Source organism: Sphingobium sp. AntQ-1 (assembly GCF_028538045.1).
Lineage (GTDB): Bacteria > Pseudomonadota > Alphaproteobacteria > Sphingomonadales > Sphingomonadaceae > Sphingobium > Sphingobium cupriresistens.
In genome coordinates this window covers 155,031-169,019 of sequence record NZ_CP117160.1, presented here as the reverse complement: position 1 = coordinate 169,019, position 13,989 = coordinate 155,031, and the positions used below count along the sequence as shown (strand labels likewise).

The following is a 13,989-nucleotide window of genomic DNA, read 5'->3' as shown; positions in this document are numbered from 1 at the left end:
AATCCACGGCCTGCGGTGGGCGATCGCCGTATCGAGATGAACGCGGCCTCACAGGCCCAAGATCCAAGCTCGCAAAAGCCACGCGACCACGCCAAGTGCTGCTACGCTCGCAGCCCAGATCCCGCCCATCCAGACCAAGCGCGACAGGAGCGTCGATTGCTTCTTCATCAATGGTATCCATGCGTGCCGACTTTTCCGCGGAACACCCAATATGCCCAGACAGTGTAGGCGATGATCACTGGGATGATCACAGCGGTTCCCACAAGCATGAAGAGCTGGCTGTCGTGCGGCGCAGCGGCGTCCCAGATCGTGATCTGGTCAGGAACGACATAGGGATACATGCTAATCGCAAGCCCCGCGAAGCCCAGCAGGAAGAGCATTAGCGCCAACAGAAATGGCGCACGCTCAGCGCGTCGCCGCAGGCAGCGGAAGAAAAGAAACGCGCTAATCAGGACCAGGAGCGGCACTTGGGCTGTCAGGAAGACGCCAGGCAGAGCGAACCAACTGCGCCAATATTGATAGTGCAGAAAGGGTGTTGCGGCACTTACCGCCGCGACGGCCACCAGCATGGCGATCCCAAACCTGAAGGATAGCCGAAACGCATGCTCCTGCGCGCGGCCTTCGGTCTTCCAGATAAGCCATGTTGCACCAAGCAAAGCGTAGCCGATGATGAGCGACACGCCGGTCAGAAGACTGAATGGCGAAAGCCAGTCCAACCAGCCCCCTGCATACGCGTCGTTAGAAACCTCGATCCCCTGCAGCAGCGCGCCCAGGGTGATGCCTTGCGCTAACGTCGCTACCAGCGAGCCCATTGTGAATGCCGCGTCCCACAATGGGCGATGGCTCGGATCGCGCCAGCGGAACTCGAATGCGACCCCGCGGAATACGAGCCCGAGAAGCATGGCGATCATCAGCGGATAGGTGGCAGGCAAGATGATGCCATATGCGATGGGAAAGGCCGCCAGAAGGCCGCCCCCTCCCAATACCAGCCAGGTTTCGTTGCCATCCCAGACCGGCGCGATCGAGTTCATCGCCTGATCCCGCTCTTCGCCAACATCGAAGAAAGGGAAAAGAATGCCGATGCCGAGGTCGAAGCCATCCATCACGACATAAGCGAAGATCGCAAAGGCAATGATCGCGGCCCAGATGATTGTAAGATCGGGATCGAACCACATCAGCCTCTACCTCCGCTTTCAGCATCGATCGCCGGGGCTGGCGTAATGCCGGCCGCGCGCGCCGGGTCGTGGGTAGGCTCGCTCTCGCCCACTACCGGGGTGCGGGCCATCAGCCTGAAAATGTAAAATACCCCCGCGCCAAATACGAAAAAATAGACCAGGACGAACGCGAGAAGTGAGGCAGCCACTGCGGGTGCCGCAAGCGGTGAGTGCGATTGAGCGGTCAGCAAATGGCCATAAACGGTGTAAGGTTGACGGCCGACTTCGGTCGTGACCCAACCGGCGATGACCGCGACGAACCCCGTAGGTCCCATTACGATGGCAAACCGATGCAGCAAGGTCCACTCGTAGAGACGTTTGCGAACCCTTGCCAAAAGGCTGACCAAGCCAAGGCCAAGCATGGCGAAACCCAAACCGACCATGATCCGGAACGACCAGAAAACGATGGGTACCGGTGGCCAGCGATCACGGGGATAGTCCTTCAGGCCCGGCAGCGGCGCGTTTAGATCGTGACGAAGGATGAGGGAGCTGAGCTTGGGGACCTCCACCTTGTAATTCACGCGGCCCTCGGCATTGCTGGGAAAGCCGAACAGAATGAGCGGCGCCCCTTTCGGGCTGGCTTCATAATGCCCCTCCATCGCCAGAACCTTCGGGGTCTGGTGCTCGAGCGTATTGAGCCCATGCATATCTCCGGCGAAAATTTGGATCGGCGCGACGATGGCGGCCATCCACATCGCCATCGAGAACATCTTTCGGGCGTGGAGATCTTCACGTTTGCGCAGCAAATGCCAGGCGCCCACTGCCCCTACGACAAGCGAGGTCGTCAAATAGGACGCAATCACGGTATGGACGAGCCGGAAGGGGAAGCTGGGATTGAAGATGATTGTCAGCCACGATCCTGCCGGGACAAACTGACCCTTGGCATTTATCGCGAACCCGGTGGGCGTTTGCATCCAGCTGTTGACGCTGATGATCCAGGTCGCGGAGATCAGCGTGCCAAGCGCCACCATGCATGTCGCGACATAATGCAGGCGGGGGCCGACCTTGGAGCGTCCGAAGAGCATCACGCCAAGGAATCCAGCTTCAAGGAAGAACGCCGTAAGAACCTCATAGGCCATGAGCGGGCCAATCACCGGCCCGGCCTTCGTCGAGAACACCGACCAGTTCGTGCCGAACTCGTAGGACATTACGATACCTGACACGACGCCCATGCCAAACGCGATCGCGAAGATTTTGAGCCAGTATTGGAAGAGGTCGAGATAGACCTGTTTGCCGGTACGCAGCCACAGGCCCTCCAGGACCGCCAGATAGCTGGCGAGGCCGATCGAGAAGCTCGGAAAAATGAAGTGGAAACTGACCGTGAACGCAAATTGCGCGCGGGCCAGGATCACCGGGTCCAGCCCGTCGAACATAATCAACGGCCTCCCGTCGCTGGCTTCGGGCCAGCAGGATCAACCCAGCCCCATTTGACAAATATCTTCCCGGCATCTGGCGTCGATAGCCACCGAACGAAGCCCTGTGCGTCCTTGTTTGCGATACCTTTGCGCGTGAGGCCGGCGCCCATATCCCGGTAAATGCGATATTCCGGCTCGACAGCTATCGCGTCGGCAAGCGTAGGGTTCGCGCGCTGCCAGATGCCCCAGATGATCCAGGCGTCGAGCGAGGGGTCTTCGGTCCATGCCGATTTCGCTTCAGCGCTGGTCTTGGCATAGCGTACGATATTGCCGCGCAGGCCGGCGACTTTGCGAAGGTCGCCCGTCCTGCCTGCCATATCTTCCCAAAGGCCATTCTGACCGGCCCCGTTGACCACAACGATGCGATGACCGGGCTTGAACAGGTCGGAAAGACCGCCGATGTGCCGGGGATTTCCTGGCCGAACCAGAATGCTCGAAACGCGAAGATAGAGCGGGGTGATGGTTCCGGGATCGATCTGACCACCCATCGCATTCTGCAGGTCGGTCATCATGGTTTCGGAGCCGCTGAAAATGATGTCTGCATTGCTGCGGGCCTGATCGATCCATTGAGGCGTGGGGCCTGCGACAACATCGACTTCCACCCCCTGCTGACGGGAGTACACCGCAGCCGCTTCCTTCATCGCAGGTGCGGGGCCGCCGGGGCCGAAGACGTGAACCGGTTCGGCGTTAGCGGTGCTGGCGAGGCTCAATGCGCCGAATAAGGTGATTAAAATCACGCGCATGTTCTCGTCCTTTCAGGTGTGAGAGCGTCTGGCATCAGATCTCAAATACCGTTGGTGTGGGGTCCGGCGTCACCGTGCCGCGGCGTTCGAAAAGGCCACGCAGCGCGTCGACCGCGCGGATCTCCAAATTGCGCCGGTTATGGCCAAATTTCGCAGGCACGCCCTGTGCTGTCACGAAGGCCGCCACATAGGATTTCAAAGGATCGACACGTTCGCCCTCCACGAACAGACGATCGATCCGATGCCCTGGGGGATTTTCAGCCTTGAAGTACATTTTGACGCCGCGCATCCGCTTCACGTAGCCGCCCATCTGTTCATACGGATCGGCGGCAAAGGTTCGCTCGAGATTGGCTTCGAGCATTTCGACGATCTCCGCACCGGTGAGTTCGACGACCGAGACGGGCGGGTTTGTCGGAATGATGTTCCACAAATCATTGACCGTGACCGGCCCTGGAGGAATGGGAGCGCCGTAGCGCCAACCATTCGAGAAGGCGATCCGGGTGCCTGCGGCTTCCGCAATTGCCTCAAGCAGCACGTCATCCATGGTTGAGCTCAGCATCGCGTAGCGGTGCAGGGCGGCGGTTATCTGGCCGACTGTCTGGCTCAAATCCGTTGGTTCATTCCGGATCGCGCTATCGATGAGGGCTACGACCTCTGGCTGCTCGGCCAAGCTCGCATCAACCGGGATCAGCTGGTGGCGATGGCTCGCAACCTTGCCCTCCTTGATTTCAACGTCGAGGCGCCCAACGAAAGACCCGTGGCAACCCGACTGGAATATGACGGTGCCGTTGACGACGATTGCCTCGTCCATGCGATTATGGGTGTGGCCGCTTACGAGCACGTCCACACCATCGACCTCGCCGGCCAGCTTCACATCCTGGGGAAACCCCAAATGCGACAGGACGACGACGAGATCTGCTTTTTCCTCCTGTCGCACATGCGCGATCCAGCGCGGCAGTTCGCGGTTGCCGATCGTAAAATAGACCCCCGCGCTGAACGAGGCCGGCATCGTCTTGTCGACGATCGGACAGGCAAGGCCGATGATCGCTACGCGCAGGCCTGATCGCTCGACGATCCGATAGGGTGGGAAGAGCAGCTGATCATCTGCCTGAAGATGGCAATTGATGGCCAGCACCGGGTAATCGAGCAGCTTGGCAAGATCGCAGACACCCCCCGGGCCGTAGGCAAACTCCCAGTGAACGGCCATGGCGTCGAGCGCGAGAGCATTCATCGCCGGAACCAACGCGCGGCCCCTGCTGGCGACGGCCAGATGCGTGCCATGAAACGTATCGCCATTGTCCAGAGCGATAACCCCGCCGGGCCGCTCGTCCCTGACGGATGCGAACAGCCCTGCAATTCTCGCAATCCCGCCAAGCTCGGCAAAGGTCCAGGCACCGCCTTCGTCACGGACCATCTCGTGATGGGGCAACGCGTAGCCGTGGAGATCATTGATCTGCAGAAAGGTAAGTTGCGTCATGACTGTCTCCAGCGAGGCTTTGCGCGATCGTCATCACCTTGCGCGAGATAACGCGCATTGGTTCTATCGGGAGCGCCGCTCCGCATGTTTTGTTGGTCGGCCGCCATACGTCACGGTGCCTTGGGCGGACCGTTGGGGTGGGCCCGCGCCTTCGCGACCGCCTTGCGCAGGTTGGGAAGATCGAACGCGCCGGGCAGAAGATATGGCCCAACAAGAAATGCCGGCGTGCCCTGTAGCCCCAACGCTGGTGCCTGGACGTTCGTACGGGCGAGCAGGCCGTCAATATCCGCCTTGTGCGTCACAAGATCCTTCTGAAGCCTTGTCCAGTCGACGCCGGCCCTTTTTGCAGCGGCACAGATAGCGGCGGAATCGATCCGGCCCCCGCCCTCGTAGAGAGCGGCGTTGAAGGCTTCATGCTTGCCTTGCCACTGGCTTGCGATGGCCGCTCGTGCCGCTTCAACGGAGGCACCGCCAAAAATCGGCCAGTCGCGATAAACGATCCTGATCTTGGGATCCGATGCAAGGAGCGCGGCAATGGTCGGGTGCATGCGCCGGCAATAGGGGCAGTTGTAGTCCGCAAACTCGACGATCGTGACGTCATAGCCTTTGGGCGCGAATTTGGGCGCGATGGGATCGTCTGTAATCGCCTCTCTCGTGAATGTCTGCGCGGAGGCCTGCGTCGTTACGGAGCCGGGGCGCAAGGCCGCGAAGCCGACGATGCCCAAAACGGCGGCAAGCAAAGCGAGGGGAATGAAGCGTTTCATCGAGTGAACTCCCGAAGGTCATCCATGCCTGCGTCCAGGGCGGCACGAGAGATTTCTCCCAGATGACGGGTTCGAATGGTGCCATCGCTGGCGACGAAAATAGTTGTAGGTAGCGCTGCAGCACCAAGCGCTCGGCCGCTGTCCATTTTAGGGTCGAGCAGGACATTGGCTGGCTTCAGCATCTTGTCCGCCAGAAACGCCTGTATCGTGCGCGTGTCCTCGCCTTGGTCGAGGAAAAGGACAGGCACGTCGGGCCGTTCCTTTGCAGCTTGCACGAGCATCGGCATTTCCCTTTGGCATGGCCCGCACCAGGTCGCCCAGAGATTGATGACGAAGGGTTTGCCGCGCAAGCTATCCAGTCGAACCGCTTTGCCGGCGAGGTCGTGGGCCACGAGACCTGTCGGCAGAGGCGTCGGCTTAACGTTCGTGATAAAATGCGCCGTACCTGCCCAAAGTGCCGCAGCGATCGCGAGTGAGGTCAGCGCCGGCACAAGGCTCGGCGTCCGCCTAAGTAACAGCATCAAGGTGACAGCCGCCGCAATGATACCGGCCCAGGGAGCGAAGCCGCCCTGCCAGATCGCGAAAATTGCGGAAATATCCGCCCGAAAGCTGCTGAAATGGGCCGCGACATATGCGGCTCGCGCCGCCACGATGCCGACGATCACAGCCAGTGAAGCGACGTTCGCCGCAGTCGATCCGGTTCGCCGCGTACCGATACCATACAGCGCCAGGAAGACGACCACAGCCAGCACGGCCGCAAGGCGGTCCACAGGGACCATGAACGGTCCTATCGCGAGCACACCTGTCATGTCAGAGCGCCAAAGCGCTTTTCCAAAGCATGTAGCCCGCGACCACGAAAATAAGCACGGCAAAGACCGTGGTCAGGGTGCCTTGGGTGCCCGCAAGGCGCTTGGCAACTTGCGTCCCGAGCAGTCCGCCAAGGATGCCGCCGAAGATGAACACGAAAGCCAGAGGCCAGTCGACGAGACCGGAGAATGCATAGTTGACGGCAGTGGTCAGGCCGAAGGCCGCCACGGCAATGAGCGACGTTCCCACCGCATTGAGGATCGGCATACCGGTGGAACCGATCAGCCCCGGGACAATCAGGAAACCACCACCAATGCCGAAGAAGCCCGAGAACAGCCCAGTACCCAGGCCATAGCCCACAACCTTGGGGGCTTTCTCACGGTTGCATTCAGCCCCGGGGTTTCCGAGATTGCCACGCCCCCTCAGCATCGCGATGCCAACGATCACCATCACAAGCGCGAACAGGAAAAGAAGCTTTTGCCCGTCGACCGCCTTGCCGGCGGTCGAACCTATCAGGGCACCGACGATCCCGGCGCTGGCATACATGCCGCCGCAGCGCCACTTCACCGTATGCGCGCGTGCATGCCCGATAAGACCTGTTGCGGCATTGGCGGCCACGGCAAGGGCACTGGTACCGATGGCGACATGCGCGTTGGGCACGCGCACCAGATAGACCATCAGCGGAACCGCCAGGATTGAACCACCGCCGCCCACCAGGCCCAGCGTGAACCCGACGAGACCGCCAGATAAGACGCCCAGCACATACTGGATCGGTTCCAGCGTCATGCCGCTTTACCGATCATATGCGGATGCACCATCCACTCACGCCCCTTGAGCATCGCTTGCCAATAGATCGGTGGAAGCATGCGCTCCTTGAGGAACCACGCCGCTCGCGAGGGCTTCGTCCCGTCGAGCAGCCAGCTCGGGAAGCTGGGCAGGAGCTTGCCGCCATAGCCAAACTCGGCAAGGACAATTTTCCCGCGCTCGACAGTGAGCGGACAGGAGCCATATCCGTCGTAATCAGCGACTGGCTCCTTTCCTTCCAACGCCGCCAACACGTTCACGGCCACGACCGGCGCCTGCTTGCGCGCAGCGGCGGCCGTCTTGGCATTGCTGGTGTTGGCAGCATCGCCAAGTGCGAAGACGTTGGGATAGCGGACATGACGCAGGGTCGCAGGATCGACATCAATAAAGCCGGAATCGGCTGCAAGCGCGCTTTTGGCGACGAAATCCGGTGCCACCTGCGGCGGCACGGCATGAAGGATATCAAACGGGCGCTCGATCCGCTCGATTGAGCCGTCCATCGCCTTGCGCTCAAAAGTCGCCACTTGGTTGGGCCCATCGACAGCGACCAGTGTGGATTCGAGCTGAAGATCGATGCCGTATTTGCGAATATAGTCCATCAGTGCCGGTACGTACGTCGCCACGCCGAACAAGACGGCACCGGCATTGTGGAATTCGACATCGATGTCGCTCAGCACACCCGCCTCGCGCCAGATATCGCATGACAGGTACATCGCCTTTTGCGGCGCACCGGCACATTTGATCGGCATAGGGGGCTGCGAGAACAGCGCACGGCCGCCTTTCAGTTGCTTGACAAGATCGCGCGTGTAGGGCGCCAGATCGTAGCGGTAGTTTGATGTAACGCCATTCTTGCCTAGCGCCTCGCTCAGGCCCGGAATGGCATCCCAGGCGAGCTTGATCCCCGGCGCGGCCACAAGGACCCGATAAGTGAGCAATCGGCCGTCAGCCAGCTCCACGCTGTTCTGGTCCGGAGTGAACGCCGTGGCTGCGACGCGGAGCCAATCAACCTTGTCGGGCATGACCTCCGCCTCCGTATGGCGGGTCTGTTCAGGCGTGAAGACGCCGGCGCCGACCATCGTCCAGCCCGGCTGATAGAAATGATATTCGGCAGGATCGACAACCGCGATGACGAGGTTCCCGTTGCGCTTCAGAAGACTCGCGGCCGTCGCAATCCCTGCGGCGCCGCCACCGACGATCACGACATCATAGGTTTTTCCTCCGGCGAGGCTGTTGCCCTCCATGCTGCCAAGGGTCGCCCGGAGGGGCGACAGATCATAGCCAGCGGCGCCAGTCACTTGCAGAGCTGTTTCCGCTCTCGACGATCGCGCCTCGAGCATGGCCCATAAAGTCGCCGACCGCATGCCGCTGCGGCAAAAGCCAAGAACAGGTGAATCCAGCTGTGCAAGGGCGTCTCGCATGCGATCGGCATCGGCCGCTGTCACTGCGCCGGACGTGGCGGGCACGTGCGCGAAGCCCAGCCCATATTGGGCTGCAAGGGCTGCCATCTCTGCTGCCGTAGGTTGGCCCGCATCCTCACCATCAGGCCGATTGGAGACGATCGCGCGATAGCCCATTTCGGCGGCCAGCTTCACGTCGGCAGGGCTGAGCTGCGGCGAAACGGCAAAGGTCGGACTCAGTGGCTTGATGGCCATGGGAAACTCCTACGTAGCCGCCGTGCCGGCGGAGGGTCGGGAAAATAAGAAGCGATGGATGGTGGCGCCGGCGAACATGGCCAGCACGAACAGAACCGCGGGACCCGGGCGAAGCGCGAGAGCGGCAATCGCTGGTCCCGGGCAGAGACCTACCAGCCCCCAACCCACGCCGAACAATGTCGCGCCCAAGAGGAGCTTCGCATCGATCGGATGCGTTGCGGGAAGGTGGAATTCATCCGCGGCCAACGGTGCCCGGCGTGGCTTGGCAATGCGCCAGGCCACCGCCATGGGCATCATCGCGCCAACCATGACGAAGGCAAGAGTGGGGTCCCAGCTTCCGAATACGTCAAGGAATGCACGTACCCGGGCTGGGTCCGTCATCCCCGACACCGTGAGGCCCATGCCGAACAGGACACCGCAGCCGAGCGCGATGATGACCTGACGGTTCATGACCCGAAACCAATCAGCCGCATCGCCGTCACGGTGGCAATGCCCGCCGCCATGAATGTCGCTGTTGCGGCAAGCGAGCGCGGCGAATGCCGCGACATGCCGCAAACGCCGTGCCCGCTCGTGCAACCCGAACCTAGCCGGGTTCCAAAACCGACGAGCAAACCTCCAACGATGATCAGTGGCCAGGATGCAGTCATACGCATCGGCGTAAGAATGACACTCGCCGCGACAAACGCCCCGATCGGAAGGCCCACTGTAAAGGCCAAGGCGATCATTCGCGGTGCGCCGCTGTCTGAAGCGCCGGTTGCTCTGGCAAAAAGACCGCTCACCCCGGCTATGCGGCCGATGCCGAGCAAGAGGATGGCCGCTGACAGGCCGATCATCACACCGCCAATCAGCCCCTGGAGGGGGATCGCAGAGGGAAAGGCGGCGATCACAACGCATCCAGCGGGATCTTGAGGTAACGGGTGCCGTTCGCCTCTGGTGCCGGCAGGTGCCCGCCTCGCATATTGACCTGGACAGCCGGCATGATGAGCGCCGGCATGGACAGGGTAGCGTCTCGAGCAGTGCGCATCGCCACGAACTCTTCTTCGCCGACCCCCTCATGAACATGGACGTTGCCGGAACGCTGTGCGCCGACCGTAGTCTCCCAGACGTACGTATCGCGCCCTGCCGCCTTGTAATCGTGACAAAGGAACAGGCGGGTTTCAGGCGGCAGCTTGAGGAGGCGCCTGATGGAATGGTAGAGTTGGCGGGCATCGCCGCCAGGGAAGTCGGCGCGTGCCGACCCGTAATCGGGCATGAAAAGCGTATCGCCGGTGAAGACTGCGTCACCGATCACGTAAGCCATGTCCGCAGGCGTATGCCCCGGGACGTGCAGGGCTATCGCCGGGATGCTGCCGATCAAAAAATGGTCGCCATCATCGAACAAGCGATCGAAATCGCTGCCGTCGCGCACAAACTCGGTGCCGGCATTGAAGAGTTTGCCGAATACCTCCTGCACGCGAATAATATCGCGGCCGATCGCGAGCGTGCCGCCTAGCCGCGTCTGAAGATAGGGTGCCGCTGAAAGATGATCCGCATGGGCATGGGTTTCGAGCAGCCATTCGATGTTCAGCCCCTCGTCGCGGACATATTCAATAATGGCATCAGCAGACGCCGTATCCGTCCGCCCTGCGGCCGCATCGAAGTCGAGAACGCTATCGATGATTGCTGCCATTTTGGTCGCTGGATCGTGAACGACGTAGCTGGCCGTGCTGCTGGCATCGTCGAAGAAGCTCTTCACGTTCAATGTGGGCGCGAGCTGTGCTGCGCAAACCTGGACGATCGCGTCCGTCACATGGGTATCGGACATTGGTACCTCCACGACTCTCGTAATTTCAGACTTTCATAGAACATGTAATCCTGTAAGATGGTTGCGTCAAATCTTACAAAGGGGCAATCGGCCATATGGCCAATGAGACTGACATCACCGCTGATCGACCCCGCCAACTGCAGCGGCCGCTGCGCATCGGCGATACCGCGCCGAATTTTCACGCCCGCACGACGCAGGGTGAGGTTAGTCTTGACCAATATCGCGGGCGCTGGGTCGTATTTTTCTCGCATCCAGCGGACTTTACGCCGGTCTGCACCAGCGAGTTCGTCGCTCTGGCCAAGGCGATGCCGGAGTTCGACGCAATGGACGCAGTCCTGCTCGGCCTCTCCGTCGACAGCCTTTATTCTCACATTGCCTGGCTTCGAGCGATCCGGGAGCTGTTCGACGTGGAAGTGGCATTCCCTGTGGTCGAAGATCCCTCGATGGCGGTAGGCCGGGCCTACGGCATGATCGATGAAAACGCGTCAGACGCCTCGGCGGTCCGGGCAACCTATTTCATTGATCCGGAAGGCATCATCCGCGCCATGACGTGGTATCCGATGACGGTCGGCCGTTCGGTCGACGAAATGACCCGGATGCTCGCTGCCCTTCAGCGAACCCAGAATGGAACAGTGCTGACGCCCGCCGGGTGGCAGCCGGGTGAGGATGTCCTGCTCCCGCCCTCGCAGGCCGCCGCTGATGCACTGAACCGGGCTGCACCAGCCAACTGGTTCCACCTCACGCAGAGCGACCAATGAGCGCGATCTACCAGGCGCGGACCCAGGCCGAGGCGGCAGCCGAAAAGCTCAAGATCTACGCGCAGCCACAGCGATTGATGATCCTGTCGCTCCTCCTCAATGGCGAGCACATCGTCAGCGAGATCGAGCGACTGACGGGCATCATCCAGCCTGCCCTTAGCCAGCAACTCGCCGAGCTGCGCCGCGCAGGCGTCGTCACGATGCGCCGCGCCTCGAAGCAAGTACACTACAGCCTCGCCAACGATGACGTAACGCTGTGCGTGCGCTCGATAGAAGCCATCTTCGGTACCGGAGAGGATAAGGCGCGGGCACTTGAACGGGTCGTTGCGGGCGAAGGAAAGTCAGCAACCCCGTCTATGCTCGCTCGGCCCACCGCCGCTGCCGTATTTGCGCGGATAGGATAGCTGCCGGCGACCACCGGGATCGAACAAGGAGTGTGATTGTGGCCTCTAGACTCAAGAAGCTTTTCATGGTGGCAACCAGCTGCGCATTGGCAGCGTCGAGCGCTGCGCTGGCGGCACCGGAACCCGCCATCCATCCGCTCGTCCAGACTTTCGGTGCTGTCCATCCTGTCCAGGGCGCCCAGGAACGACCTGATCCGAAATTGACGTACCGCGTGGTGTTCAGCGTCACGAAGGCGGCCATGACGCCCGACAAGATCAATCCCAGCCTCGAAAAAGTTGCCCGATTTCTGAATTTGCTCGCGGCTGACAGCGTCCGACCACAGCGCGGGAACGTCGTCGTCGTCATCCACGGGCCTGCGACGCCGATCGTCACGACCGACGCGGTCTACGCCTCTCATGCAAAGACGACTTCAAATCCGAACGCGGCGCTCATCGCCGCGCTAGAGGCTGCAGGTGTTTCCGTCAGGGTCTGCAGCCAGGCAATGGTGGGGAACGAGGTCTCGAGCGATCAGCTTTTGCCCGGCGTGGAAATTGACGACGCCGCCCTCGTCACAATGGCAAACCTTCAACTGCGCGGCTTTGCGTTGATCCCTGACTGATTTCATGAAGGGCCGATCCCGTTCGAAGGCAACGTGCCCTGCTACGGCGGCGGCGAGGGTAATTCGTCCGCCAAACATCCACCGACAGGAACTACAACTCTCCCCCAGTCATTGTGGAGGATAGTCGGCTGATGTCGGCTCAGCGAACGTGTTGCCGCCTGCAATGGCGCGGCACACTCGTAGGGATCGATCAGGAGGACTTGGAATGGCTGCCAGTGGCGATACGCTCTCGGTCAAGGCACCGGGGATTATCCTTGGGATTGGCCTGGGCGGATTTTGCGATGGTATCTTCCTGCATCAGGTTTTCCAGTGGCATCACATGTTCAGTAGCAAGATCACGGTAGATACCGTGGACGGCCTGAAGATGAACACGCTGGGAGACGGCGTCTTTCATACGGTGACCTGGCTGTCGGTCCTGTTCGGGCTGTGGCTGCTATATTCCCGGGTAACCCAAGGCCGCCGGAAGGTTTGGAGTTCCCCGGTATTGTGGGCATGGATGCTCAACGGTTGGGGTTGGTTCAATCTCATTGAGGGGCTGGTCGATCACCAATTGCTCGGCATCCACCATGTCCTTTCAGGTCCAAACCAGTTCCTCTGGGACATGGGCTTCCTTGCCTCGGGCGTCATTTTCATCGGTCTGGGTTGGATGATCGCCCGCAAGTCGACCCCAATCGATCTTTCGTACGCTTAACCCATGATCTGCGGCACGCCTTATGGACCGTCTATGGCGGTGCCATTGGGGTTCTTGCTGTTGCTGACAGCAGTCTATCTGACCGCAGCATTCAAAGAGCGAAAATGGAGCATCTGGCGCACCGCATCGTGGATGAGCGGTGCCGGGATACTGGCATGGGGATTACTGCCCCAATTCCTTCCGTTTTCGCCGGGAGATTTCCGGCAACACATGCTCCAGCATTTGATGCTGGGAATGCTGGCACCGATCGGTCTCGTCATGGCGGCACCTATTACGCTGCTGCTACGAGCTCTGCCCGTCGGACAAAGTCGGATCGTGATCCGTATTCTGCAAACCCGCACGCTGAAGCTATGGGCTAACCCAGTCACCGCCCTCGTGTTCAACCTTGGTGGGATGGCGGCTCTCTATTTCACGTCGCTGTTTGTGTGGATGATGACGAACCCAGCCCTGCACTATCTGGTCCACTTCCATTTTGTCGTGGCCGGTTGCCTTTATGCTTGGGTGATCGCCGGTCCCGATCCGGCCCCAGATCGTCCTTCCGTTCCATCGCGGCTCGTTGTGCTGGGTATCGCCGTTGTCCTTCATTCCGTCATGGCTCAGATGTTGTATGCGCGGGTGCTGGTTTCCATCCCGGTCCCAACTGACCAGCTGCAGCAGGCCGCGGAACTCATGTACTATGGGGGGGACATCACGGAGATTCTGCTCGCATTTGCGATGGTGAGTACCTGGCGGCCTAGCCGAGGAAAGACCCCGGGGAAGGGACAGCTACAGCCACAGGCAAGATAGCGCACCGTATCCTCCATCCAGGACCCAGAAGAATCTTGTCGGTGCGCAGGTTGTCGTTCGCGGTATGCGCC

General features: G+C 60.7%; 17 protein-coding genes. 5 read left to right on the top strand and 12 right to left on the bottom strand.

The genetic code is table 11. The features are described 5' to 3' along the window. Positions 1 to 48 precede the first annotated feature (48 nt). From sphantq_RS23035 to sphantq_RS22980, 12 genes are all read right to left on the bottom strand, one after another. Complete coding sequence (locus sphantq_RS23035) at positions 49 to 168, bottom strand: DUF2474 family protein (RefSeq protein WP_272800626.1); 120 nt, start codon at positions 166 to 168, stop codon at positions 49 to 51. Next, entirely contained in the window at positions 168 to 1,175 is a 1,008-nt protein-coding gene (cydB, locus tag sphantq_RS23030; protein WP_272800625.1) for a cytochrome d ubiquinol oxidase subunit II, read from the bottom strand. The genes sphantq_RS23035 and cydB overlap by 1 nt, the downstream gene beginning before the upstream one ends. After that, entirely contained in the window at positions 1,175 to 2,587 is a 1,413-nt protein-coding gene (locus sphantq_RS23025; RefSeq protein ID WP_272800624.1) for a cytochrome ubiquinol oxidase subunit I, read from the bottom strand. The genes cydB and sphantq_RS23025 overlap by 1 nt, the downstream gene beginning before the upstream one ends. A 2-nt stretch (positions 2,588 to 2,589) precedes the next feature. Next, entirely contained in the window at positions 2,590 to 3,372 is a 783-nt protein-coding gene (locus sphantq_RS23020; protein WP_272800623.1) for a substrate-binding domain-containing protein, read from the bottom strand. Positions 3,373 to 3,406: 34 nt separating this feature from the next. Further along, positions 3,407 to 4,849, bottom strand: a complete 1,443-nt coding sequence (locus sphantq_RS23015; RefSeq protein WP_272800622.1) for a bifunctional metallophosphatase/5'-nucleotidase — start codon at positions 4,847 to 4,849, stop codon at positions 3,407 to 3,409. 110 nt (positions 4,850 to 4,959) lie between these two features. After that, positions 4,960 to 5,613 (bottom strand): DsbA family protein, encoded by a 654-nt coding sequence (locus sphantq_RS23010; RefSeq protein WP_272800621.1) that lies wholly within the window; start codon positions 5,611 to 5,613, stop codon positions 4,960 to 4,962. Then, positions 5,610 to 6,422 carry a TlpA disulfide reductase family protein gene (locus sphantq_RS23005; protein ID WP_272800620.1) on the bottom strand — a complete coding sequence of 271 codons (813 nt, stop codon included), beginning with the start codon at positions 6,420 to 6,422 and terminating at the stop codon, positions 5,610 to 5,612. The genes sphantq_RS23010 and sphantq_RS23005 overlap by 4 nt, the downstream gene beginning before the upstream one ends. A 1-nt stretch (position 6,423) precedes the next feature. Further along, a complete protein-coding gene (locus sphantq_RS23000; RefSeq protein ID WP_069710269.1) occupies positions 6,424 to 7,206 on the bottom strand; it encodes a sulfite exporter TauE/SafE family protein in 783 nt (260 codons plus the stop codon). Next, on the bottom strand, positions 7,203 to 8,876 hold the full coding sequence (locus tag sphantq_RS22995; RefSeq protein ID WP_272800619.1) for a bifunctional protein tyrosine phosphatase family protein/NAD(P)/FAD-dependent oxidoreductase: 1,674 nt from the start codon (positions 8,874 to 8,876) through the stop codon (positions 7,203 to 7,205). The genes sphantq_RS23000 and sphantq_RS22995 overlap by 4 nt, the downstream gene beginning before the upstream one ends. Before the next feature lie 9 nt (positions 8,877 to 8,885). Next, positions 8,886 to 9,326 (bottom strand): DUF6691 family protein, encoded by a 441-nt coding sequence (locus sphantq_RS22990; protein WP_272800618.1) that lies wholly within the window; start codon positions 9,324 to 9,326, stop codon positions 8,886 to 8,888. Further along, a complete protein-coding gene (locus sphantq_RS22985) occupies positions 9,323 to 9,763 on the bottom strand; it encodes a YeeE/YedE family protein (RefSeq protein WP_272800617.1) in 441 nt (146 codons plus the stop codon). The genes sphantq_RS22990 and sphantq_RS22985 overlap by 4 nt, the downstream gene beginning before the upstream one ends. After that, entirely contained in the window at positions 9,760 to 10,680 is a 921-nt protein-coding gene (locus sphantq_RS22980; RefSeq protein ID WP_272800616.1) for an MBL fold metallo-hydrolase, read from the bottom strand. Before sphantq_RS22980 ends, sphantq_RS22985 begins: the two co-directional genes overlap by 4 nt. A gap of 95 nt (positions 10,681 to 10,775) precedes the next feature. Here sphantq_RS22980 and sphantq_RS22975 point away from each other — a divergent pair, with 95 nt between their 5' ends. The 5 genes from sphantq_RS22975 (at position 10,776) to sphantq_RS22955 (ending at position 13,918) form a co-directional block, all read left to right on the top strand. Continuing rightward, a complete protein-coding gene (locus sphantq_RS22975) occupies positions 10,776 to 11,438 on the top strand; it encodes a peroxiredoxin (protein WP_272800615.1) in 663 nt (220 codons plus the stop codon). Next, positions 11,435 to 11,842 carry an ArsR/SmtB family transcription factor gene (locus tag sphantq_RS22970; RefSeq protein ID WP_272800614.1) on the top strand — a complete coding sequence of 136 codons (408 nt, stop codon included), beginning with the start codon at positions 11,435 to 11,437 and terminating at the stop codon, positions 11,840 to 11,842. The genes sphantq_RS22975 and sphantq_RS22970 overlap by 4 nt, the downstream gene beginning before the upstream one ends. 38 nt (positions 11,843 to 11,880) lie before the next feature. Further along, positions 11,881 to 12,441 (top strand): DsrE family protein, encoded by a 561-nt coding sequence (locus sphantq_RS22965; protein ID WP_336314462.1) that lies wholly within the window; start codon positions 11,881 to 11,883, stop codon positions 12,439 to 12,441. A 205-nt stretch (positions 12,442 to 12,646) separates the two neighbouring features. Then, the gene (locus sphantq_RS22960) at positions 12,647 to 13,132 is read left to right on the top strand and encodes a DUF2243 domain-containing protein (RefSeq protein WP_069710261.1); all 486 of its coding nucleotides are present in this window, start codon (positions 12,647 to 12,649) and stop codon (positions 13,130 to 13,132) included. Between the two features lie 33 nt (positions 13,133 to 13,165). Continuing rightward, complete coding sequence (locus sphantq_RS22955; RefSeq protein ID WP_272800613.1) at positions 13,166 to 13,918, top strand: cytochrome c oxidase assembly protein; 753 nt, start codon at positions 13,166 to 13,168, stop codon at positions 13,916 to 13,918. Positions 13,919 to 13,989: the final 71 nt, after the last annotated feature.